This is a genomic window from Shouchella sp. JSM 1781072, assembly GCF_041949915.1.
Taxonomy (GTDB): domain Bacteria; phylum Bacillota; class Bacilli; order Bacillales; family Bacillaceae_D; genus Shouchella.
Genome location: NZ_JBHFQE010000003.1, coordinates 551,433 through 575,395, shown reverse-complemented (window position 1 = coordinate 575,395; position 23,963 = coordinate 551,433). Strand labels below are relative to the sequence as shown.

The following is a 23,963-nucleotide window of genomic DNA, read 5'->3' as shown; positions in this document are numbered from 1 at the left end:
CTTTTTTTATGATACACACGCTTTAGGAGGGTCATATGCCACAACTGTTTTTTAAATACGGTGCAATGAATAGTGGAAAATCTTTTGAAATTTTAAAAGTGGCTTCCAATTATGAGGAGCAGAACAAACCTGTATTGTTGTTTACATCTGGCATAGATACGAGAGATGAAGTCGGGTATGTATCCAGTCGCGTAGGCTTAAGAAGAGCCGCGATTTCGGTTTTTGCAGATACGAATATTTTTGAAGTTGTAAAACATGCGGAACAAAAACCGTACTGTGTATTAATTGATGAGGTTCAATTTTTATCAAAAGAACATGTGCGCCAGCTTGCCATGATCGTCGACGAGTTATCCATACCAGTAATGGCGTTTGGATTGAAGAACGATTTTCAAAACGAGCTGTTTGAAGGTAGTCGGCATATGCTCATTTACGCAGATAAAATTGAAGAAATGAAAACCATTTGCTGGTTCTGTCATAAAAAAGCGATTATGAACTTACGCGTGGACGATAAAGGAAAGCCGATTTATACAGGGGATCAAATTCAAATCGGCGGCAACGATCAGTACTACCCCGTTTGCCGCAAATGTCACAGCAACCCTCCGTTGTAAAACAACTGAGAATGGGATGATCATTCTTGTGGAACCCTAAGGTAGCCATATTTCGATATGGTAAAAAGGGGGAGAAGCATGAAGATCGCAAAAGTAATGACAGCGGGGGTTGCTGCCCTTGTACTGCTATCAGGATGTGGAAGCGATATGAATGCGACCAATGCACACGAGAAACATGATCGTGGCATGGGTGCATTTGGTCCAGGTCCACTTAACTTCGGACACATGAAGCATGAGAATGATTCATACCCGCAAGGACAAACGAACCTTGGTGCCAGTTATGTGAATCCAAATGCTAAGCATACGACGCTAGAAGATGATGCTCGATACGTTGAAGAAATCATTGAAAAACATGGCTTCCGATCAGGTGTGGCCATCGTCAATGGCGGTCATATTTATGCGAAAGCACATCCTGATCACGATTGGGACAAAGCGGAAACCGAGCAGCACTATAGAGAATTAGAGAAGGCGCTCAAAAATGAGATTCCGCGTTATGATGTTCATCTCCGCTAAAAAAAGCTGGACCCAGAGGCTCGACTCGAACCTTGTGGGTCAGCTTTTTTGCTTATCTATGCTACGTTCGTCTGCGAGCTGTTTGTTGAAGAGGGTCCCATACGCTATTAAACGGTGGTGAATAGCCTAAATCAAGCTCTTCAAGGTCTTGCATAGTCATGCCGTGGTACAACGCCGTTGCGAGCACATCACATCGTTTGTCGACACCTTTTGTACCGATAAATTGACCTCCTAATACTTCGCCTGTTTTTTCGTTGTATTGAAGCCGAATAAGAAGAGGCTCATGGGTCGGGTAATAAGCTGCTACGTGAGGGAGCTTAGCTTGTACACACTTGTAAGGAAAACCTAATTCTTCAATTTCTCGTGAAGACAAGCCTGTTCGTGCTAACGCTAAATCGAAAAATTGATAAATCTGTGTGCCGACGATTCCTTTAAAGACTCGAGGTTTTCCGCACATATTTAAACCGGCAATTCTCCCTTGTTTATTAGCGTGTGTACCGAGTGGGAAGTACGTATCTTTATCTGTTAAGCGATGGTACTGCGTTGCGCAATCTCCAGCTGCATAGATGTCTTCTACATTCGTTTCCATGTAGCGGTTTACTTTAATAGCTCTGTTTTGATCAAGGTGGATGCCGGTACTAGCTAGAAAATCTGTGTTAGGGCGAACGCCTACTGCTACAATGACGAGGTCTGTTTTACATTCAGATAAATTTGTCACTACCGCAGTCACATTGCCTTGTTCGTCGCTTTTAAATCCTTGAATATCATGATTTAAATCAAGTTGAATCCCTTCATCAATTGCTTTCTCATGAATGTGATCGGTCATTTCTTTATCAAAATTCATCGCGAGTCGTGCGGATCGTTCAAGAATGCGTACTTGGTGACCGGCTTTGCAAACATTTTCCGCAATCTCGAGACCGATTGATCCTCCGCCGATTACTGTAATATTGCGTCGTTTTCCTTCTAGACGCTCAATAATTTTCTTTGCATCTGGAATGGTTTTTAATGTATAAATTCCGTTTAAATCTTTATTCTCCCAATCAGGTATAAAGGGTCTAGCGCCAGATGCGATTAATAATTTATCGTAGGGGATGTCAAAATTGCTTCCTGCTACACGCTTTTCTTTAACATCAATGGATGTGACTTCATGTTGAGTTCGCGCATCAATGCCGTGTTTAATTCGGTACGTGTCTGCGTCACGTGCGACAAGTTTTTCTTCCCCATCAATATCGCCGCCAATCCAGTAAGGAAGTCCGCACTGTGCGTATGAATAATGGTCTCCTTTTTCTAAAACGGTTATTTCTGCTTGGGCATCGTTCCGTACAAGTTGCATCGCTGCACTCATACCTGCCGCATCACCGCCAATTATGACATATTTCACCGTTATCCCGCCTTTTTTCTGAACTTGTATTCGCTCTAGGTAGTATTCCCAAGAGAGGAAGAATACAAACCGCATCATGAGGGTGCATTGACCAGTAGAAGCGCCATATACTATAATAGATAGGATATGTAGCTAGCGGAATAAAGATGAGGTGACGTCGTGTTAGATCGTTTACAATCTGTTGAAGATCGATATGATTTTTTAAATGAACAGTTAAGTGATCCAGATGTAATTAGTGATACAAACAAACTACGAGAGTATTCTAAGGAACAAGCGCAAATAGAAGAAACCGTTCAAGCTTATCGCGAATATAAAGAAGTTCATGAGCAGTATCTTGAAGCAAAAGCGATGCTAGAAGATAAATTAGATGATGAAATGTACCAAATGGTGAAAGAAGAGCTTGATGAATTGTCAACGCGTAAAGAAGAGCTAGAAGCTCGTTTGAAAATTCTTTTGCTACCAAAAGATCCGAATGATGATAAAAACGTTATTGTTGAAATTCGTGGAGCTGCTGGTGGAGATGAAGCCCAGCTTTTCGCATCGGACTTGTTTAAAATGTACTACCGGTTTGCGGAAGTGCAAGGATGGAAAACGGAGATTATTGAAGCTCAAGCAAATGAAATTGGCGGCTATAAAGAAGTAATTTTTATGGTGAATGGAGCAGGCGCGTATTCAAAGCTTAAATATGAAAATGGGGCTCACCGTGTTCAGCGTGTGCCAAAGACAGAATCTGGCGGACGCATTCATACGTCGACAGCAACGGTAGCTGTATTACCCGAGGCGGAAGAAGTGGAGATTGATATTCACGAAAAAGACATTCGTGTGGATACCTTTACATCGAGTGGACCTGGTGGGCAAAGTGTTAATACAACGATGTCAGCGGTTCGCTTAACCCATTTACCAACCAATACCGTCGTATCGTGCCAAGACGAAAAATCACAAATTAAAAATAAAGAAAAAGCAATGAAAGTATTACGCGCACGTATTTTTGATAAAGTGCAGCAAGAAGCGCATGCGGAATACGCAGATGCACGTAAAAGTGCGATTGGCACAGGGGATCGTTCTGAGCGAATTCGTACCTACAATTTCCCGCAAAGTCGCGTAACAGATCACCGTATTGGCTTAACGATCCAAAAGCTTGAGCAAATCCTGCAAGGCCAATTGGATGAAATTATTGATGCACTCATTGTGGAAGAGCAGTCTGAAGCAATGAAGAATGCGGAATCGTAATGAAGAAGACGGTATACGAAGCTCTGAACTGGGCTTCGTCTTTTTTGCGAGAGCATCAGCTTGAAGAACCAGCAGGTGAGTGGTTATTGCGGCATCATCTGCAAAAAGATCGCGCGTCTTTATTAGCGAGTTTTCACGATTTTATGGACGAATCAACGTTGAAGGCGTTTGAAGAAGATGTTAAAACGTTGACGACGGGTGTCCCTGTCCAACATTTAATCGGAACGGAATCGTTCTACGGGCGAGTGTTTAACGTATCAAAAGACGTTCTTATTCCTCGTCCAGAAACAGAAGAGCTTGTACTAGCAATTCTGCAACGGATCGATGGGGCAAAGCGAATTTTGGACATTGGAACTGGTAGTGGAGCGATTGCGATTACCCTTAAACTAGAATCACCAGAATCCCATGTCACTGCGATTGATCTTTCAGAAGACGCACTTGCTGTGGCGCAAAAAAATGCGAAAACGTTAAAGGCCGATGTTCTTTTTAAGCATGGGAATTTGTTTGCGCCTGTCCGTGGCAAAACATTTGATGTCATTGTTTCGAATCCCCCATATATTCCAGAAACCGATCGCGCGTCGCTGGCTGAACAAGTGAGAGAATATGAACCGGCGCTTGCTTTATTTGCTGGAGACGATGGGTTGACGGTTTATCGACAACTTGCGAAAGACGCGCCGTTATACACTCATTCTGGCTCGATGATTGCCCTTGAAGTTGGAGCAGGACAAGGAGAATCAGTTAAAAACCTTTTCCAAGAACAATTTCCGACAGCGGCGATTGATGTCATTGAGGATATTAATAAAAAAGATCGAATCGTCCTCATTTCTGTAACTTAATAGACTACAAGATTGTCGAACGATTCGTTGTTTAAATTGTGAGCGCCCTGACCATGCTATGGAGGAAGGGGCGGTGCTTACAATGAAAGCAAAAGCAATCATTTATCTATTAATCTCTTTATGTGTAGGACTAATGAGTTGGGAAGCGCAAAGCGTTCAAGCGGTCAATCAATTTCATCAAGAAGTTAATACAGATGATGCCATTCGTTTACGCATTCTCGCCAATAGTGATTCAGTCAGTGACCAAATGTTAAAGCGGGACATCCGCGATGAGATAAATGCAGAAATTACAAAATGGGTCAACGATGTTGAAACATTCGATGAAGCAGTAACGACGATTGAAGGAAATATGGATGAAATCGAAGCCATTGTAGAAAACGAATTAGCTAAGTACGGCAAAGACCAGCAATTTAACGTGGCGTTTGATAAAGACGTCTCATTTCCAACAAAGCTTTATGGAAACCTTGTTTATCCAGCGGGCTTGTACCAGGCTGTACTTGTGACGCTTGGTGATGGTGAAGGTGAAAACTGGTGGTGTGTATTGTTTCCGCCGCTTTGCTTTTTAGATATGGATAATGCTGAAGCGAAAGAAGCAGAAGAAGCAGACCCTGTGGAAAATCAAGATGAAGTCGAAACGTCATTTTTTGTTGTGGATATGTTTGAATCTTTTTGGGATCGCTTATTTGGTTAACAGGCATATATGTACAAGCCTCCACATAGAATGAAAAAAAGGAGGGCGTACTTATGCCATTAACCGTACGAAAAATGGAAGAAACGGATGTATTAGCTGTTCAGCACTTGTTTGCACGAGTCGGTTCAGCGACAACACCGAGTCAAATAGATAGTTTTGTTATTGTGGAAAATGAAGAGGGAACGCTAGTTGGAACAGTTGGTTTAGATAAAGTATCCGATGTCGGTTTGCTGCGTACGTTAGTCATCGATAGTAAAAAAACCCATGCAATGGCAGCTGTTGAATTTATTCAGCTTGCGCTAGCGTTTGCACACTCAGAAGGCGTTAATCAAGTGTACGCGCTTAGTGAAGGGAAAGCGTCATTGTTTGAACCACTTGGGTTTGAGCGGGTAGCTGAAGGCCTTATTCCTCCTGAAATTAAACAATTAGACCATTATCAACAGATTGCCCGTTCAACTGACACAATGGTTTGGTCGTATTCGTGTTCGCATATTGGATGATGTTTGTGGATTTGTGTATAAGTCTTGTGAATAAATGAAGATGTGTTGAAATATAGCTCGATTTATCAACTTATAAACAGTTTATCCACAGCGGTGGATAAACTGTTTTTTCTTTTGATGCAATCGATAGATTAGTCTGATAAAATAGAGTGAACGTTAATGTAGCAAGCATTTGAAGAATAAGTGAAAAAAAGTGTTTTACAATGAAAGAGGCGAACAGATAGTGAGTTATAAACATACAAGGGTTTGGAATGTGGATAAAAATAAAACGATTGACGATCAAGCCTTATTCTTACAAGAATCGACAATGTGGATAAGGGAAAATAAGCTTGTTGCATTCCCGACAGAAACGGTCTATGGGCTAGGTGCCAACGCGCTTTCAGACGATGCCGTCAGTCAAATTTTTCAAGCGAAAGGAAGGCCGAGCGATAATCCACTGATTGTCCACATCGGTGAAAAAAAGCAACTCCATCAATTAGTGGAAGAGATTCCTGACCGTGCTCAATGTCTTATGGATGCATTTTGGCCAGGTGCGCTAACGCTAATTTTTAAAGCAAAACCGGTTGTTGCTAAAAATGTAACCGCAGGATTATCAACTGTTGGTATACGAATGCCGTCTCATCCAATCGCGCAGGTATTTTTAAGAGACTGTCAAGTACCGGTCGCTGCACCAAGTGCAAACCGGTCCGGGCGTCCTTCTCCTACGTCGGCTGAACATGTACTGCTTGATTTAGATGGGCGAATTGATGGCGTTGTTGATGGCGGGAAGACCGGAATTGGACTCGAATCAACGGTTTTAAGTATCGTTGAAGAAACGCCTGTTTTGTACCGTCCGGGTGGTGTGACGAAAGAGGAGATTGAAGCCGTTATCGGAAAAATTAATGTGGATCGCTCACTGTTAAACCAAAAAGAACAACCGAAATCACCAGGAATGAAATATACACACTATGCGCCAGAAGCTGCTGTATATATTGTGGACGATGCAAGTCAAATCAATTCCGCTATTCTAGCGGCGCAGGCTAGAGGAGAGCGAGTAGGCGTATTGGCTAAACACGATTATGACCAAGCAGATGAAAGCATCGTTGCTGATTCGGTTCAAAATCTCGCTCACGTTCTTTATGAGGCGTTGCGAGAATTTGATAAAAGAGGAGTTTCCATCATTTTGGTTGAAGCCGTTTCAACCAGTGGAGTAGGAGAAGCCGTGATGAATCGGCTCGAAAAAGCATCAGGAGGAAAGCGCCTGCTGGAGAGATCGTAAAGCGCTATGAACGTGTAATGAATGCTACAATAAGTGAATATAGTGGGATAAGCCTAGCGTGTATGTATGGTGTTTGCAAACTATTGAGTAAAACAAGACTGCGGTGCAAAGGAGCATAAGATGGAGCATTCAAAGCAACGGTTTTCGTATAGGGCGGAAGTGGATCCAGCAACAGAAGTCATTTATGGAACAATTACGATGCAAGTCGATCGTAAAACATGTGAGATCCCTTATTACTTAATTTCGGATGAGGTTTTTGCCCTCGACGAAAGCTATTTTTCCAATCAGCCCGAAATGGAAGAACTGTTAGGGATGATTGAATACTTCTATACGGAGTCAGAACGATTGCTCGACACAGTGGCGGTTTTCCCAAACATTCCAGATGACATTGTTCGTTTGCAATCGTTTGGAGAAATCTTGCAACAGTGGCAGCGGTATTTTTTCCTTAGCAATGTGAAGGATGTTGGGTTTCTTGTTTCTCATCATCAAGGCGGACGTACTCAGTATATGAGAACGTTAGAGGAGCTAGGGTTTGAAGAAGTGCTTTCCTCTGAAGAAGAACAAAAGTCATTTTACTTTTTCAATGTAACCTACATTACCCCAGTCGATTTTCCAAATGATGATGACGGCGCCGTCCTGCAAAGTTTAAAAGATGCAGGAGTCGATATGAGCAAACCTCATGAAGTGGAATTTATTTTACTTTGTTCGAATCGACGAATGGCTCGGAAAGTAGCAAAAATGATTGAACTAGAAGGCTATACCGTCGAAGTCGATGAGGATCGTGACCAAGGCGAGTACGTTTTAGCGTGCACACGTACGATTCCCCTTACACACCAGGAGATTGTTCGAAGGTTAAGAGATTTAGAATCTTTGACTGCAAAATACGAAGTCACCATAGATGGTTGGGGAGCCATGGCTGAATAACACATGCGATGTTCAGAACAAAACAATAAAAATTCAGTGACCAATATAAAAACGTTTTGAGTGAGGAAGCAAAATGAATCCCTCTCATGTAGGTACTTAAAAAGTACAAACATGGGAGGGATTTTTTTATGTACGTGAGGTTCCTTATTGAAAATCTACCGTCCATTCTAAAGGCATGCCATGTTTGTCTACATCCTTTTTAGAAGCGGTTTTTATTAGCCTGTCTAAATTCCCTTACCCGTGCATACATTCGAATAGCATGTTTTTACGGGAGGAGTTAAACAATGCACGAGATTGTGACGATAATGATTATGGCAGCAGCTTTAGGGATGGATGCATTCTCTGTGACTCTAGGTATGGGGATGTTAGGTCTAACAGGGAAACAAATTTTTCGTATAGGGGTCACGATTGGTTTGTTTCACGTTTTTATGCCACTACTCGGAATGTTGACAGGGCAATGGTTGTCGAGTAAATACGACGTAATCGCCACATACATAGGTGGAGGTATGCTTCTCATTATCGGCGTTCAAATGATCTTGGCTTCTTTTTCTGATCAAGAAGATTCGAAATTGAAACCGATTGGGCTTGGTCTCTTATTATTTGCTTTAGGTGTCAGCCTAGATAGCTTCTCTGCTGGTTTGTCGTTTGGTATTTTAGGGACAAAAGTCATGTTGACGGTTTTAATAATTGGTGCAGTTAGTATGTGTTTATCATGGATAGGCTTACTAATTGGGTCGAAATTTCATAAGTTAATTGGCTCTTATGGAGAAGTTTTAGGCGGAATTATTTTGATTGGTTTTGGCTTAAAAATTATGCTTCCACTTTGATGAATCAACGGGGTCACTTGTGCTAAACTAGTGAAACGTTGATAACAATTTAAGGAGTGGAAAGATGAAAAAGCAAAATATTTTAGTGATATGTACAGGGAATACTTGTCGGTCTCCATTAGCAGAAGCCTATTTAAAAAAATACGGCGCCGACCGATATAATGTTAAGTCGGCAGGTGTGCATGCTGATCATGGACAGGTCATTTCTAGTGGTTCAAAGAAAATATTGGAAAAAGAAGGCATAAAAGTTGACCATAAGTCGCAACCACTATCAGACGAATTGATTCACTGGGCTGATAAAGTATTAACGATGTCAGCTTCTCATAGAAAAATTGTTGAAGAGCGTTACCCTCATCAAAGTGTGTCAACTTTGCAAGAAGCAGCTGGAAAAGAAGGACATGATATTGAAGATCCTTTTGGCGGCAGTGATGAGGATTATGAACAAGCTGCGAGACAAATCAAAACAGCTATAAAGGATTTCTTGCGGCAAACTTAATCGAAAAGGATGAATGTGAATGGAAGCAGGGAAAAAGATCTCTAAAAGGTACAAGTTTAGTATTCGAAAGAAGATTGTATTAGGTGTTAGTGCAGTGGCAGGCGTTACGTTTGCTACGAGTGCCATCATTCTGTACTTTTTAGCAGATTACGCTGCTTCAATGTTAAACATTGATCCTGCATGGTTAACGCTTCTAGTTTTATTAGCCGGCGTCATTTGGAGTGGAATTCTGGGTTATTTTTTATCAACGATCATTACGAAGCCGTTGGCGCAACTCGAACATGCGGTGACAGAAGCGGCTTCAGGTGTGATTGATCGAAACGTAGAGTTATCAAAATCCGATGACGAGTTACGAGCGTTAGGTATTGCTTATAATCAAATGCTTTCAAATTTGAACGGAATGGTTCACGATATTGATCGGAACTTTGTGGAAACGGAAGAACGTGTACAGCAATTAAGTCTAGCTACAGCTACATCGTCATCTCAAGCGGAACAGATCGGTTTCACGATGGGAGAAATTGCGAGCGGTGCTGAAAACGCGGCCCAAGCGATTCAAGAAACGGTGTTTTCTCTTGAAGAAACAACAGAAATGGCAAATGAAATGCAACATAAAGCGTCTCGATCCGCCGAACAAGCTAATGAAATGGGCGGATTGCTTGTAACGAGTCGTGAAATGACAACGAGTCTCGTGAAAGGGATTGAAGAGTTAACAACAAAGCAAGAACATTCACTTGATTCGGTCCATCGTCTAGAGGAGCAAGCGCAAGAAGTGGGTAGCATTACAGCGTTTGTCGGTACGATTGCAAAACAGACGAATTTATTGGCTTTAAATGCATCAATCGAAGCCTCTCGTGCAGGAGAGCACGGTCGGGGATTTGCGGTTGTAGCGAGTGAAGTGCGAAAGCTTGCTGATGAAAGTACACAAGCAGTAGAATCCATTAATCAATTGATCTCCACCATCCAAGAAGAAGTGAAGCAAGTTGTGAAAAATATTGAGGAACAAGTGACGGTTGCGAGAGTGCAGTCGGAACAAGGTGAAAAGACGACGAGTGCAATTCTTGAAATGGAATCATCCGCAAAGATCGTTACGGAAATGATTGAAGTCATTTCCAATTTATCGGACAAGCAGAAGCAAGCGATTGAAGCGAGCTCTGTTAAAACAGAAGAAGTCGCTGCGATTGCCGAACAAACGTCTGCAGGTGCGCAAGAGGTTACGGCAATGACCGAAGAGCAGACTACGGCGTTAGAAGAAATTGAATCATTGTCAAAAGACTTGGCAAATCAAGCCAAGCAATTGAAGACAACGATCGAAAAGTTTACAATAGAATCAAACCAATAAAAGCGTCCTAACTAGACGCTTTTTGTATGGGAAAAATGAAGGAGTGTGCACAATGAGAATAGCAATTGCATCCGATCACGGCGGAATTCGGTTAAAAGACGAGTTGATTGAGGTTATAAAGGACTTAGGGTTTACGTACGAAGATTTTGGTTGTAAGTGTGAAGGGTCTGTTGATTACCCTGATTATGCGTTGCCAGTTGCGGAAAAAGTGGCTCAAGGTGATTTCGACCGCGGCATTCTTGTTTGTGGTACAGGCATAGGAATGTCGATTGCTGCGAATAAAGTAAAAGGCATTCGTTGTGCCCTCGTTCACGATGTTTTCAGTGCTAAAGCAACACGTCAGCATAACGATACAAATATGATTGCAATGGGTGAACGTGTAATTGGACCAGGTCTTGCCGGAGAAATTGTGCGCACATGGTTAGGTGAAGAGTTTGAAGGTGGCCGCCATACAAACCGAATCGATAAGATTACAAGTTACGAGGATACGCACCGCTAATGTCGATTGAGGCGCGTTTATATGAAGGGTTGCAAGCTTTTCAACAACAGGTTCCTTCGTTACAAGCAAAACTTTTTGTAGTGGGAGCTTCAACGAGTGAAGTTGCAGGTAAGTCGATCGGTAAAGAAGGCTCCATGGACATAGCGGCGGACATCTACCGGGCGTTAGCTCGATTTCGAGATGAAACCAATGTTCAATTCGCTTTTCAATGTTGTGAGCATTTAAACCGTGCACTTGTCGTAGAACGTAAAGTAGCTGAATTCAAAGGGTTTACAGAAGTGAGCGCCATACCTGTGCGTCAAGCAGGTGGCGCCATGGCAACCTATGCTTTCCAACAACTTGAAGATCCCATTCTAGTTGAACACGTTCAAGCTGATGCAGGAATTGACATTGGTGATACGTTTATCGGCATGCATATTAAGCCTGTATTAGTGCCAATTCGTGTAGGAATTACGACAATTGGTTCAGCGCACGTTACATTTGCGAGCAGTCGTCCTAAGCTAATCGGCGGAGAGCGAGCGAATTACAGAATTGGTGAATAATTTGTAAGTTCACAGAACTTAATTTACGGAAAAAGCTATTATTTTTGCTTCTGATAAGCTAAAATCATAAATAAATTAAATTATTTACGAACAAAGGCGGGGAAGAGATGACAAATTTAAAAACACAAGATCCAACTCTTTTTGAAGCGATTGAATTAGAATTAGGTCGTCAACGAGATAAGATTGAGTTAATTGCGTCTGAGAACTTTGTAAGTGAAGCGGTTATGGAAGCGCAAGGATCCGTTCTAACAAATAAATACGCAGAAGGTTACCCTGGGCGCCGTTATTATGGTGGCTGCGAATATGTTGATATCGCAGAAGATATTGCTCGTGATCGTGCGAAGAAATTATTTGGTGCTGCTTATGTAAATGTTCAGCCTCATTCAGGAGCGCAAGCAAATATGGGGGTTTACTTCACGGTTTTAGAGCATGGAGATACGGTTCTAGGAATGAATTTGTCCCACGGTGGTCATTTAACCCATGGAAGCCCTGTTAACTTTAGTGGTGTTCAATATAACTTCGTTGAGTATGGTGTGCGCGAAGACGATCAACGCATCGACTATGATGTGGTTCGCCAACTTGCACAAGAACACAAACCTAAATTAATTGTCGCTGGTGCAAGTGCTTATCCAAGAGCTATTGACTTTAAGAAGTTCCGTGAAATTGCCGATGAAGTGGGCGCGTACTTAATGGTTGACATGGCTCATATCGCAGGTCTTGTTGCGGCCGGTCTTCATCAAAATCCAGTTCCCTATGCACACTTTGTCACAACAACAACCCATAAAACATTACGTGGACCACGTGGCGGCATGATTTTATGTAATGAAGAGACTGGTGAAGAGTTCGGCAAAAAGATCGACAAATCTATTTTCCCTGGTATTCAAGGTGGCCCGTTAATGCATGTCATCGCAGCGAAAGCTGTTTCGTTTGGCGAAGCTCTTTCAAGTGATTTCAAAGCTTACGGAAAAGCAGTTATTGAAAATGCACAGAGACTTGGTCAAAAGCTTCAAGCAGAAGGTGTCGACATTGTATCAGGTGGAACGGATAATCATCTTGTGTTACTTGATTTGCGCTCGCAAAAATTAACAGGAAAAGTTGCAGAAAAAGCGTTAGATGCAGTAGGGATTACAACAAACAAGAACACGATCCCGTATGATCCAGAAAAACCATTTGTAACAAGTGGTATTCGGATCGGTACGGCAGCTGTCACGTCTCGTGGACTTGATTTAGCTGCTATGGATGAAATTGGTGAGTTAATTGCGCTAACGTTAAAAAACGTTGAGAATGAAGACGTGCTTGAGCAAGTGCGAGAGCGTGTTGCTTCACTCACATCAAAGTATCCAATGTACGCCAATTTATAAAAAATAATGAGCAGTAGTAGGCTTAGCCTATTGCTGCTTTTTCCTGAGAGATTTGCATCTAGGGAACATTTTACAAAGGTTTCTGTATTTGTACACTTGTATGAGCAGGTAGTTTTCGGGTAAAATCGTTCAGAGTATGTCGAGGTTTGACGAATTTTTAAAAGGAAGTGACGAAATTGGGAAAAGTACATGTACTAGATCATCCACTTATTCAGCACAAATTATCTTATATACGCGATAAGACAACTGGAACAAAAGAATTTCGTGAGCTTGTAGACGAAGTTGCTGCGTTAATGGCTTTCGAAGTAACGCGTGATTTACCGTTAGAAGATGCAGAGATTGAAACGCCTGTTGGACCAGCTCGTGTGAAAAAACTTGCTGGGAAAAAGCTTGGCCTTATCCCGATCTTAAGAGCGGGAATTGGAATGTCTGACGGAATTCTTAACATGATTCCAGCAGCTCGTGTTGGTCACGTTGGCCTATATCGTGATCCTGAAACGTTCAAACCTATTGAATACTACGTAAAGTTACCTAAGGATATTGAAGAGAGAGAACTTCTTGTTATTGATCCAATGCTTGCTACAGGAGGATCAGTGGTGGAAGCGATTAATAGCTTAAAGAAGCGTGGCGCTAAGAACATGCGATTGATTTGTTTAGTTGCCGCACCAGAAGGCGTTGAATATGTGCAAGAAGAGCACCCGGATGTAGACATCTATTTAGCCGCTCTTGATGAAAAACTAAATGAAAAAGGGTACATCGTTCCAGGATTAGGGGACGCTGGCGACCGCTTATTTGGTACAAAATAAATAACAAATGCCCCATGAGTGATGAAAAATCATTCATGGGTCTTTTTAATTTTTTCTGTTGGGAATGAAAGTGTCTGACCGCTTGTTATTCGTGCTTTTTGCACAAGGTGCAGCCTTTCTTTTTTTTGCATAAAACGGCACATAAATACTCATACTAAACGTCACGACAAGCAATAGGGGAGACGGAAAGTATGATTAATCAAGGGAACGTGCGGCCGTTATTATTAGGCATAATAAGTATCCTTCTTGTGATTCAAACCTTCATCATACCAATTGGAACAGAATCTGTCTTTGCAGCAGAACGGAGCCCAATTGAAAAAAAGCACACGATTGACGGTAGCAAAAGAGTCGTCATTGTGTCTGCGTCTGGAGACGTTCATCGCGCGGTGCAAGTTGTAGAGGAACGAATTTCTTCAGCATCAATAAGAAATATTTATGAAAATGTGTATGGTGGCTTTTCATTAGAAATTGCCGAAAAAGATATAGATCGATTAACGCAATTAAGCGTCATTGCTCGAGTAGATGATGTTGCTCATTATCAACCTAGTCTGGAAGGAAGCATTCCATTCATTGGGGCTGGCAAAGATCTAATTGATATGAGGGACGGAAAAGAGCGTCATCTCACTGGAAAAGGCGTGAAGGTCGGAATTATTGATACGGGAGTCGATTATAAGCATCCGGATTTACAAAGAAATTATCAAGGTGGCTATGATATCGTCGATCAAGATCAAGATCCAATGGAAACGAAAAAATCACAAGGGGAACCAACGTTACATGGAACCCACGTTGCCGGAATTATTGCGGCTAACGGTAGAATAACAGGGGTTGCTCCTGAAGCAGATATCTATGCCTATCGCGCCCTTGGTCCAGGGGGGCAAGGAACGACAGAGCACATTTTAGAAGCGATTGAACGAGCGGTGGAAGACGAAGTGGACGTCTTGAATTTGTCGTTAGGTAATACGGTCAATGGACCTGACTGGCCGACAAGTTTGGCTTTAGACCGTGTTGTGGAAAAAGGCGTTGTAGCTGTTACGTCAAATGGAAACAGTGGACCGAATATGTGGTCTGTAGGATCTCCTGGAACATCGACAAAAGCAATCTCTGTTGGGGCATCTCTTCCACCAATTGAAGTGCCGTCGATTCAAGTTAAAGGACTTGATGAGGAGCTTTCACTTGTACCAATTTTAGGAGCGAAAAGTTGGAAATTAAAAGAAAGTCTTGATTTAGTCGATGTAGGTCACGGATTATTGTCCGACTATAGCGGAAAAGATGTAAAAGATAAGCTCGTTCTTATTAAAAGAGGTCGATCTAATTTTGCTGAAAAGCTCGCTTTAGCATCTAAAGCAGGTGCGAAAGCGGCGTTAATCTACAATAATTTAGATGGAACTTTTGCAGGAGCTGTTACTGAACCGATTCCCATTACAGGCGCGACGGTTAGTAAGGAAGAGGGCGAAGCATTGGTTTCTTTACTAAAGAATAAAAAGAACAAAGTAAAAGTTGAAACCCACTATGACATCAAACAGGATCTAATGGCGCCTTTTAGTTCTAGAGGTCCTGTAACGGAAACATGGGCTATTAAACCTGACATTGTTGCACCAGGAGTAGCGATTCAAAGCACTGTCCCAAAAGGATACCTTGACCTGAATGGAACGAGTATGGCAAGCCCACATGTGGCAGGGGCTGCTGCATTACTTTTAGAACAACACCCTGAGTGGTCACCTGAACAAGTGAAAGCCGCGCTAATGAATACGACAAAGCGGTTACAAGACGAACAAGGAAATGATTATTTGCCCTTTGAACAAGGAACGGGTCGCTTACAAGTGGATGAAGCGGTCAATACGGAATCCCTCATTTCCCCTGCGACACTTTCGTTTGGTGCAATGAAAAAAGGGAACAGCACCCTTACAAGAGAGTTAGTGATCGACATTGAAAATCTAAGCGATCATGCAAAAGACTACACGATTGACCCTCCTATTGGCGAATTAGATGGCGTCACATGGGAAATGGTTGAAGGAGTAAAGGTTGAAGCGCAGTCAACGCAAGCAGTTACGTTGAAAGCGACAATCGATACGAATTTATTACAAAGTGGCCTTCATACGGGCTTAATTAATGTGAATGAAAACGAGAATGCCATTACGATTCCCTATATGCTATTTATGGAAGAACCGAATTATCCTCGAGTGATGGCGTTTCAAATGGCCCATAGTGATAAGGAAAACGGGTACTATTACGAGTACTACTTACCAGGTGGTGCAGAAGAGTCTAGTGTACATCTGTATGATCCTGATACGTTCGAATACATCGCTACAATTGTTGAAAACCAGAATCAAAAACGAGGCATGGTAAGTGGTGAAATTGATGATCTTAACGTCGAACCGGGGCGGTATCTAGCGTTTATTCATGCGGTGAATGAAGGTAAGTCAGATACCATTGAAGCGATCGTTGATATTGGTGAAGAATGGGTCGGTCCATAATGATAGCAAAAAAATCAATGCAGCGTTGTTGTGTTGATTTTTTTGTGTAGATTTTGGCCATACTGATAAGCGATTGTCAAACAAATTGCTTTTAACTGCTTGAATAGAAAGTCAAATCAATTCATAAGGAGCTTAATTTTCAAGAGAAAATGCTTTGTTCAATCGTGTTGTTAATGGATTTGTAAAGATCTATGACAGTTATGTGAACAATCATTCATTATTTTTAAACTCTTTTGAGATTCTTTCAAAATTCGTTGACAGCGGAAAGTGGCTATTGTACGATTACTAAGGGTTACCATGATAAGGGTTACATATGCGATTGTATAGGTTTTCATTCAATGAAGGGAGACATGTCATTGGCGAAACCAAATAAGAATCCAATGCGAGCGTTTGTGTTAGTTTCAACCATCACATCTTGCATACTTGGAGGAACAATCGGAGGCTTATTTCTTGGATTGTGGCTCGATAGATGGTTAGGTACTGAACCAATTTTCTTTCTAATTTGCCTTTTTTTCGGAATGTTTTCCGGAATGTACGGAATTTACAAAGCGGTTCAGCCTTTTTTAGGAGACGATGACTGAAATGCAACACAGCCATGAACCGATAAGCGCATGGTCACAGATGAAGCGTTATTCACTTGTATCCTTGCTAGTGGCAGCTGTTTTTCTCGTAGGATACTTTATTTCCTCCGCTCAGCATGTCTTTCTTGGTCTGCTCCTTGGTTATGGAGCAAGCTACCTTAACCTTTGGACAACCTATCGAAACGCACGGCACGTTGGAAAAACATCCTCAAGCACCTTTTCCATGTTAATTGTAGGGCTCGGTTATGTTTTTCGAATGCTCCTCGCACTCGTGGCAGTTGGTCTTGCACTCTTGTATCCTGATACGTTTCATCTGATAGCGGTCGTGATCGGGATTGCGCTTATGTACATTGTCATGATGGTGGATTTAGTAATAAAAGCTAATAGGCGAAAGAGGTGAAACAATGGATTCACAAGATATTTATTGGTACGACCCGTGGTTTAACATTCCGTTTAACCTAACAACTGTATTTACGACAACCGTAGCCTGTTTAATTGTATTTTTGATCTCAGTGATTGGTGCAAGAAAACTTGCGATGAGACCAACCGGGTTACAGAACTTTATTGAGTGGGTTATCGATTTTGTTCGTGGAATTATTAAAGCGAATATGGATTGGAAAACAGGCGGTCGCTTTATCGTCCTTGCCTATGCGCTATTATTCTATATGTTCGTTGCAAATATGATGGGTATTCCATTCGAGCTTGTAACAAGCGATTCAAATCACTATGTCATTTGGCGCTCTCCTACATCGGATCCAATCTTAGCTTTAACAATGGCAGCGTTCGTCATTTTGTTAACACATATTTATGGCATTAAGATGACAGGTGTTAGCGGCTACTTAAAAGGATATGTTCAACCTGTATGGGTATTGCTTCCATTCAAGATTATTGAAGAAGTATCGAACTTCCTAACACTTGGAATGCGTTTGTTTGGTAACATTTTCGCAAAAGAAGTGTTATTAATTCTCTTAGTTACACTTGGTACACTTGGATTTAACTACGGTGTATTTCAAGGTGTTGGTCTTGGGATTGTTACGCTCTTACCAACCATGGCTTGGCAAGCATTTAGTATCTTTATCGGCTCCATTCAAGCGTACATTTTCGCAATGCTTGCAATGGTCTATATGTCGCATAAAGTTGAACAACATTAATCTCTGCTCTTTTTAGAGCGATTATTTATAGGAAATAAACCAACTAACCAATTTTGAGGAGGAAAAATAGTTATGACGCACTTAGCAGCAGGTATTGCAGCAGGTTTGGCTGCACTTGGTGGCGCAATTGGTGTTGCCATCATCGTAAAAGCAGTTCTTGAAGGGGTGGCTCGTCAACCAGAACAACGTGGTCCACTACAAACGCTTATGTTTATTGGTGCACCGCTTGCAGAGGCTGTTCCTATTCTTGCAGTAGTTCTTGCTTTCTTAATGTACTTCTTAGGCTAACTGCATTTTTTCATACGGAAATCATGGAGAGGCGACAGCGTTCTACTTTAGAACCTCTCGCCTTTCCTTATGTAAGGACCGACTTCTGATAGAAAAAGGGGTGTAACGATGTTTGAAGTACTTGATTGGGGCTCAGCGCTTTATCAACTTTTTGCTTTCACGCTATTAATGCTTCTTATTGCGAAATTTGCACTTAAGCCATTGATGGGTGTTATGCAAAAGCGTCAAGATATGATTAATGACCAAATTGATTCTGCAGAGCGTAACCGTAAAGAAGCGGAAAAAATGCTTGAAGATCAAAAAGATGAGTTAAAACAAGCACGTGTTGAAGCACGTGAGTTAATTGAAAATGCTAAAAAAGTTGGCGAACAGCAAGGCCGAGATATCGTCCGCGAAGCGAAGGCTGAAGCAGATCGTATTCAGCAGCAAGCGCTTGCTGAAATTCGTAATGAGAAAGAACAAGCTGTTACAGCACTACGTGAGCAAGTCGCATCTCTATCTGTCTTAATTGCACAGAAAGTGATTGAAAAAGAACTTGACGCAAGTGAACAAGACAAGCTAGTTCAAGAGTATCTTAAACAAGCGGGCGAAGAGCTATGAGCAACAAAGCGGTAGCCAATCGTTACGCTGTTGCTCTTTTTGAGTTAGGTGTAGCAAAAGGTCAAGCGGACGATTTTGAACAGGATTTGGAGCTAGTTTCTGAGGTGTTTGGACAAACGCCAGAATTGCAGCGACTACTTGAAGTTCCAGGCCTTTCTCAAGAGAAAAAAGCTCAATTAATTAAGCAAGCATTTCAGAACAATGTAAAGGAAACGACGTTAGCATTAATGATGCGCTTAATGGAGCGCTCGCGTTATTCTGTTATTCCTGAACTTGCTTCTGAATACAAGAAACTAAACAACGAACAAAAAGGGATTGCTGAAGCATTTGTCTACTCAGCAAAACCGTTAAGTGATTCTGAAAAAGAACAAATCGCAGTTGTTTTTGCACCTAAAGTGGGCAAACGTGCGTTAGAAGTAACGAACGTCGTTCAAGAACAACTCGTTGGTGGAATAAAAGTCCGCATTGGTGATCGTGTCTACGATGGCAGTGTAAAAGGACAGCTTGATCGCCTTGAAAAAGGGATTCTTGCAGGGAAGTAACAATTTGTCAGTTAGGGGTGAAAACGAATGGCAAGCATTAAAGCAACTGAAATTAGCTCGCTCATTAAGCAGCAGATTGATCAATTTGAAACCAGTGTAGACGTACAAGACGTTGGTACCGTTATTCGCGTTGGAGACGGAATTGCCTTCGCATACGGTTTAGATAATGTTATGGCAGGGGAGCTTTTAGAGTTCTCTACTGGTGTAATGGGTATGGCTCAGAACCTAGAGGAAGATAGCATTGGTATCATCATTTTAGGGCCTTACGAAAACATTCGTGAAGGAGACGAAGTGAAGCGTACAGGACGTATCATGGAAGTTCCAGTTGGAAGCGAACTTCTTGGTCGTGTTGTAAACCCACTTGGTCAGCCTGTAGACGGATTAGGTCCTATTCATACAACAAAAACACGTCCCGTTGAAGGTGCTGCTCCTGGTGTTATGGCGCGTAAATCAGTACATGAGCCGCTTCAAACAGGAATTAAATCAATCGATTCTATGATTCCAATCGGTCGTGGACAGCGTGAGCTTATTATCGGTGACCGTCAAACAGGGAAAACGTCAATTGCGATTGATACAATCCTTAACCAAAAAGATCAAGATATGATCTGTGTGTATGTAGCAATTGGTCAAAAAGAATCAACAGTATCTGGTGTTGTTGAAACTCTTCGTCAGCGTGGTGCGCTTGATTATACGATCGTCGTTTCTGCAGGTGCATCTGATCCAGCGCCAATGCTATTCTTAGCGCCATATACAGGCGTATCGATGGCTGAAGAGTTTATGTATGATGGCAAGCATGTTCTTGTTATTTATGATGATTTATCAAAACAAGCAGCAGCGTATCGTGAAATGTCTCTACTTCTTCGTCGTCCTCCAGGTCGTGAAGCATTCCCAGGTGACGTTTTCTACTTACACTCTCGCTTACTAGAGCGTGCAGCGAAGTTAAATGATGATTTAGGTGGCGGTTCTATTACGGCGCTTCCGTTTATTGAAACACAAGCAGGCGATGTATCAGCTTATATCCCTACAAACGTTATTTCCATTACAGATGGACAAGTATTCTTACAGTCTGACTTGTTCCACTCGGGTGTAAGACCAGCCGTTAACCCGGGTATTTCCGTATCACGAGTAGGTGGTTCTGCACAAATCAAAGCAATGAAAAAAGTGGCAGGTACGCTTCGTCTTGACTTAGCAGCTTACCGTGAGCTAGAAGCATTCTCACAATTTGGTTCTGACCTAGATGCAGCTACTCAAGCTCGTTTAAATCGTGGACAACGTACAGTTGAGCTTTTAAAGCAAGATTTAAACCAGCCGCTTCCGGTTGAAAAGCAAGTTGCCATCATCTTTGCTTTAACAAAAGGCTACTTAGATGATATTCCAGTTAGTGACTGCTTACGTTTTGAATCAGAATTGTTTACGTTCCTTGAGAGCAATAACAACGAATTACTAGAGCACATTCGCACAACAGGAAACCTTCCTGAAGAAAGTGAGTTCAAAGCAGCAATTGAATCGTTCAAAAAAGGTTTCGTTGCATCGAATGAATAGTCTATTTTCTTAAGTTTTGCTTAGAAAGGCGGTGAACAAATGGCTTCTTTGCGCGATATAAAAAATCGTATAAACTCTACAAAGAAAACGCGTCAAATTACAAAAGCAATGCAAATGGTATCAGCAGCAAAATTGAACCGTGCGCAGGAAAAAGCTCAAAGCTATGAAGTATACGCTAGAAAAATGCGTGAGGTTGTAAACAATATGGCCTCTGCTGGTAGTGACGTCAGTCATCCAATGCTAGAAGAACGTCCTGTCAAAAAAACGGGCTATATCTTCATTTCTTCAGATACGGGTTTAGCTGGTGGTTACAATTCAAGTCTTCTAAGAGACATGATGAAAACCATTCAATCTAGACACTCTTCAACAGATGAATATGCAATTATTGTCTTGGGTAAAATTGGGCGCGATCTGTTACGTACACGAAACCAACCGATTATCCAAGAAATGATTGAAGTGCCAGATCAACCAGGATTTTCTGACATTAGAGGACTCGCAAAAACATCCGTTGAAATGTTTGCAGATGGCGTGTTTGATGAACTCTATATCTGGTATAACCATTTCGTATCAGCAATGACGCAAACCGTTACTGAACAAAAGCTTCTACCGCTTGCTTCTAAAGAAGAAAAAGAAGCTTCGAGCGTTGGACTTTACGAATATGAGCCATCTGAAAGAGAAATTCTTGAAGCTGTTCTACCTCGTTATGCAGAAAGCTTAATATATGGTGCATTATTGGATGCAAAAGCAAGTGAGTTCGGTGCTCGTATGACAGCGATGAGTGCAGCGTCTGATAACGCATCGTCACTAATTGATGACCTTACACTTTCTTATAACCGAGCAAGACAAGCAGCAATTACCCAAGAAATTACTGAGATTGTTGGCGGTGCAGCCGCTTTAGAATAGAACGTATGTGAATTAGGAGGGAACATGATGTCAACAGGCCGTATTATTCAAATTACAGGACCGGTCGTGGACGTTAAATTTCCAAGTGGTCAACTACCTCAAATTAACAGCGCACTTCGAGTAAACCAAACTGGTGGCTCAAACAACGCTGTTGATGTAACCGTAACACTAGAGGTAGCTCTTCACCTTGGAAATGATACAGTTCGCACGGTAGCCATGGGTTCAACTGATGGATTAATGCGTGGAACAGAAGCAGAAGATACGGGAGCTCCAATTTCTGTACCCGTTGGGGAAGAAACACTAGGGCGCGTATTTAACGTTTTAGGCGAAGAAATTGACCTAAAAGAACCAGTACCAGCAGGAACACGTCGCGACCCGATTCACCGTGATGCACCTAGCTTCGATGAACTAACTACTACAACAGAAATCCTTGAAACAGGTATTAAAGTTGTTGATTTACTTGCTCCTTATACAAAAGGTGGTAAAGTTGGCTTGTTCGGTGGTGCCGGAGTTGGAAAGACCGTACTTATTCAAGAACTTATTAATAACGTTGCCCAAGAGCATGGCGGTATTTCAGTATTTGCCGGCGTTGGTGAGCGTACTCGTGAAGGAAATGACTTATATCATGAAATGACAGATGCTGGCGTTATTAAGAAAACGGCAATGGTATTCGGTCAAATGAACGAACCACCTGGTGCCCGTATGCGCGTAGCTCTATCTGGTTTAACAATGGCTGAATATTTCCGTGATGACCAAGGTGCCGACGTACTTCTGTTCGTTGATAACATTTTCCGTTTCACACAAGCAGGTTCTGAAGTATCTGCCCTACTCGGTCGTATGCCTTCAGCGGTAGGTTACCAGCCGACGCTTGCTACAGAGATGGGTCAACTTCAAGAGCGAATCACATCAACGAAAAAAGGCTCTGTTACATCCATTCAAGCAATCTATGTACCGGCGGATGATTATACGGATCCAGCTCCAGCGACGGCGTTTGCTCACTTAGATGCAACAACAAACCTTGAGCGTAAATTAACAGAGCAAGGGATTTACCCTGCAGTAGATCCACTTGCATCAACATCACGTGCCCTTTCTCCAGAAGTTGTTGGGGAAGAACATTACAATATTGCGCGTGACGTTCAGCAGACTTTACAGAAATACCGTGAATTACAAGATATTATTGCGATTCTTGGTATGGAAGAATTATCAGAAGATGATAAGTTAGTCGTTGCTCGTGCGCGTCGTATTCAATTCTTCTTATCACAAAACTTCCACGTGGCAGAGCAATTTACTGGTCAGCCTGGATCTTATGTTCCTGTAAAAGAAACAATCGCAGGGTTCAAAGATATTCTTGCAGGTAAATACGATGATCTTCCTGAAGATGCATTCCGTTTAGTAGGACGCATTGAAGAAGTTGTCGAAAAAGCGAAGGAAATGGCCCAGTAATAGAGAGGAGGAAGCGGACTAAACCGTTTCCTTTTCTAAAGCTAGCCGATAAGGAGGGGTTCTATGGAAACCGTACAAGTAAGTGTCGTAACTCCAGACGGTGCTGTATATACAAGTGATGCTGAGCTTGTTGTTGTGAAGACAACAGAAGGAGAGCTCGGAATTAAAGCAAAACACATTCCGCTTGTTTCTCCGCTCACGGTTGGACCTGCTCGTTTTTTGAAAGACGGCAAAGAAGACCAAGTATCCGTCAGCGGTGGTTTTATCGAAGTTCGTCCAGATCAAGTCACGATACTAGCTGAGACTGCTGAGCGTCCTGAGCAAATCAACACCGAGCGTGCTGAGAATGCAAAAGAACGTGCAGAGAAACGCTTAAATGACAGTGGTGCGCACATCGATAAAGCGCGTGCAGAAGCTGCGTTAAGAAGAGCAGTAACTCGTTTAGAAGTGGCAAAACAATAATAGAAACAAAATCACTAGTCGTTGATAAATCAACAGGCTAGTGATTTTTTTGTTCAAAAAATAGTAAAACTTGTAAAAAAATATAAGTGCAATTCTTCAAATGAAGATTAAATTTTTAAAAGTTCGGGTATGTAAACAATTGAATGCGCTTTACTTAAAGATCATT

Annotated in this window: 27 protein-coding genes; 26 read left to right on the top strand and 1 reads right to left on the bottom strand. The window is 42.0% G+C overall.

The annotated features are described in order from the left end of the window. The first annotated feature begins 35 nt into the window (after positions 1-35). Both ACE1TH_RS16880 and ACE1TH_RS16875 read left to right on the top strand, forming a co-directional pair. Positions 36-608 carry a thymidine kinase gene (locus tag ACE1TH_RS16880; RefSeq protein ID WP_255224206.1) on the top strand — a complete coding sequence of 191 codons (573 nt, stop codon included), beginning with the start codon at positions 36-38 and terminating at the stop codon, positions 606-608. Positions 609-686: 78 nt separating this feature from the next. Continuing rightward, positions 687-1,121 (top strand): hypothetical protein, encoded by a 435-nt coding sequence (locus ACE1TH_RS16875; RefSeq protein ID WP_099304524.1) that lies wholly within the window; start codon positions 687-689, stop codon positions 1,119-1,121. A 61-nt stretch (positions 1,122-1,182) separates the two neighbouring features. Here the strand turns inward: ACE1TH_RS16875 and ACE1TH_RS16870 are convergent, their stop codons facing one another. Continuing rightward, a complete protein-coding gene (locus ACE1TH_RS16870) occupies positions 1,183-2,502 on the bottom strand; it encodes an FAD-dependent oxidoreductase (protein ID WP_099304521.1) in 1,320 nt (439 codons plus the stop codon). A 159-nt stretch (positions 2,503-2,661) separates the two neighbouring features. On the opposite strand from ACE1TH_RS16870, the gene prfA reads away from it, so the two are divergent. The 24 genes from prfA (at position 2,662) to ACE1TH_RS16750 (ending at position 23,797) form a co-directional block, all read left to right on the top strand. Continuing rightward, positions 2,662-3,732 (top strand): peptide chain release factor 1, encoded by a 1,071-nt coding sequence (prfA, locus tag ACE1TH_RS16865; RefSeq protein ID WP_099304519.1) that lies wholly within the window; start codon positions 2,662-2,664, stop codon positions 3,730-3,732. Then, a complete protein-coding gene (prmC, locus tag ACE1TH_RS16860; RefSeq protein ID WP_099304517.1) occupies positions 3,732-4,568 on the top strand; it encodes a peptide chain release factor N(5)-glutamine methyltransferase in 837 nt (278 codons plus the stop codon). Before prfA ends, prmC begins: the two co-directional genes overlap by 1 nt. Before the next feature lie 82 nt (positions 4,569-4,650). Beyond that, entirely contained in the window at positions 4,651-5,259 is a 609-nt protein-coding gene (spoIIR, locus tag ACE1TH_RS16855) for a stage II sporulation protein R (protein WP_099304906.1), read from the top strand. A 53-nt stretch (positions 5,260-5,312) separates the two neighbouring features. After that, positions 5,313-5,759, top strand: a complete 447-nt coding sequence (locus ACE1TH_RS16850) for a GNAT family N-acetyltransferase (RefSeq protein WP_099304515.1) — start codon at positions 5,313-5,315, stop codon at positions 5,757-5,759. A 223-nt stretch (positions 5,760-5,982) separates the two neighbouring features. Beyond that, the gene (locus tag ACE1TH_RS16845; protein ID WP_375079583.1) at positions 5,983-7,017 is read left to right on the top strand and encodes an L-threonylcarbamoyladenylate synthase; all 1,035 of its coding nucleotides are present in this window, start codon (positions 5,983-5,985) and stop codon (positions 7,015-7,017) included. A 120-nt stretch (positions 7,018-7,137) separates the two neighbouring features. After that, entirely contained in the window at positions 7,138-7,941 is an 804-nt protein-coding gene (locus ACE1TH_RS16840; RefSeq protein WP_099304511.1) for a ribonuclease E inhibitor RraB, read from the top strand. 284 nt (positions 7,942-8,225) lie between these two features. Next, complete coding sequence (locus ACE1TH_RS16835) at positions 8,226-8,768, top strand: manganese efflux pump MntP (RefSeq protein ID WP_099304509.1); 543 nt, start codon at positions 8,226-8,228, stop codon at positions 8,766-8,768. Between the two features lie 64 nt (positions 8,769-8,832). Further along, entirely contained in the window at positions 8,833-9,264 is a 432-nt protein-coding gene (locus ACE1TH_RS16830) for a low molecular weight protein arginine phosphatase (protein WP_099304507.1), read from the top strand. Positions 9,265-9,283: 19 nt separating this feature from the next. After that, positions 9,284-10,603, top strand: a complete 1,320-nt coding sequence (locus tag ACE1TH_RS16825; protein ID WP_099304505.1) for a methyl-accepting chemotaxis protein — start codon at positions 9,284-9,286, stop codon at positions 10,601-10,603. A gap of 52 nt (positions 10,604-10,655) precedes the next feature. Then, positions 10,656-11,102, top strand: coding sequence for a ribose 5-phosphate isomerase B (rpiB, locus tag ACE1TH_RS16820; RefSeq protein ID WP_099304503.1), 447 nt, complete (start codon positions 10,656-10,658; stop codon positions 11,100-11,102). Continuing rightward, a complete protein-coding gene (locus ACE1TH_RS16815) occupies positions 11,102-11,644 on the top strand; it encodes a TIGR01440 family protein (protein ID WP_099304501.1) in 543 nt (180 codons plus the stop codon). The genes rpiB and ACE1TH_RS16815 overlap by 1 nt, the downstream gene beginning before the upstream one ends. Positions 11,645-11,751: 107 nt before the next feature. Further along, a complete protein-coding gene (gene glyA / locus ACE1TH_RS16810; protein WP_375079582.1) occupies positions 11,752-13,005 on the top strand; it encodes a serine hydroxymethyltransferase in 1,254 nt (417 codons plus the stop codon). 176 nt (positions 13,006-13,181) lie between these two features. After that, entirely contained in the window at positions 13,182-13,811 is a 630-nt protein-coding gene (upp, locus tag ACE1TH_RS16805) for a uracil phosphoribosyltransferase (RefSeq protein WP_099304497.1), read from the top strand. Positions 13,812-14,002: 191 nt separating this feature from the next. Next, complete coding sequence (locus tag ACE1TH_RS16800) at positions 14,003-16,285, top strand: S8 family serine peptidase (RefSeq protein WP_303708942.1); 2,283 nt, start codon at positions 14,003-14,005, stop codon at positions 16,283-16,285. Positions 16,286-16,635: 350 nt separating this feature from the next. Then, a complete protein-coding gene (locus tag ACE1TH_RS16795) occupies positions 16,636-16,866 on the top strand; it encodes an AtpZ/AtpI family protein (protein WP_255225416.1) in 231 nt (76 codons plus the stop codon). Continuing rightward, entirely contained in the window at positions 16,859-17,266 is a 408-nt protein-coding gene (locus ACE1TH_RS16790) for an ATP synthase subunit I (RefSeq protein WP_099304491.1), read from the top strand. Before ACE1TH_RS16795 ends, ACE1TH_RS16790 begins: the two co-directional genes overlap by 8 nt. 4 nt (positions 17,267-17,270) lie before the next feature. Next, positions 17,271-18,017 (top strand): F0F1 ATP synthase subunit A, encoded by a 747-nt coding sequence (atpB, locus tag ACE1TH_RS16785; RefSeq protein ID WP_099304489.1) that lies wholly within the window; start codon positions 17,271-17,273, stop codon positions 18,015-18,017. A gap of 72 nt (positions 18,018-18,089) precedes the next feature. Further along, the gene (gene atpE / locus ACE1TH_RS16780; RefSeq protein ID WP_099304487.1) at positions 18,090-18,305 is read left to right on the top strand and encodes a F0F1 ATP synthase subunit C; all 216 of its coding nucleotides are present in this window, start codon (positions 18,090-18,092) and stop codon (positions 18,303-18,305) included. A 108-nt stretch (positions 18,306-18,413) separates the two neighbouring features. Beyond that, positions 18,414-18,905 (top strand): F0F1 ATP synthase subunit B, encoded by a 492-nt coding sequence (gene atpF, locus ACE1TH_RS16775; RefSeq protein ID WP_099304485.1) that lies wholly within the window; start codon positions 18,414-18,416, stop codon positions 18,903-18,905. Beyond that, complete coding sequence (locus tag ACE1TH_RS16770; RefSeq protein ID WP_099304483.1) at positions 18,902-19,447, top strand: F0F1 ATP synthase subunit delta; 546 nt, start codon at positions 18,902-18,904, stop codon at positions 19,445-19,447. The genes atpF and ACE1TH_RS16770 overlap by 4 nt, the downstream gene beginning before the upstream one ends. A gap of 27 nt (positions 19,448-19,474) precedes the next feature. Continuing rightward, positions 19,475-20,989 carry a F0F1 ATP synthase subunit alpha gene (gene atpA, locus ACE1TH_RS16765; RefSeq protein ID WP_255224205.1) on the top strand — a complete coding sequence of 505 codons (1,515 nt, stop codon included), beginning with the start codon at positions 19,475-19,477 and terminating at the stop codon, positions 20,987-20,989. Positions 20,990-21,028: 39 nt separating this feature from the next. Continuing rightward, positions 21,029-21,892 (top strand): ATP synthase F1 subunit gamma, encoded by an 864-nt coding sequence (atpG, locus tag ACE1TH_RS16760; protein WP_099304479.1) that lies wholly within the window; start codon positions 21,029-21,031, stop codon positions 21,890-21,892. Positions 21,893-21,919: 27 nt separating this feature from the next. Then, positions 21,920-23,335, top strand: a complete 1,416-nt coding sequence (atpD, locus tag ACE1TH_RS16755) for a F0F1 ATP synthase subunit beta (RefSeq protein ID WP_255225415.1) — start codon at positions 21,920-21,922, stop codon at positions 23,333-23,335. A 63-nt stretch (positions 23,336-23,398) separates the two neighbouring features. Next, a complete protein-coding gene (locus ACE1TH_RS16750) occupies positions 23,399-23,797 on the top strand; it encodes a F0F1 ATP synthase subunit epsilon (protein ID WP_255224204.1) in 399 nt (132 codons plus the stop codon). Positions 23,798-23,963: the final 166 nt, after the last annotated feature.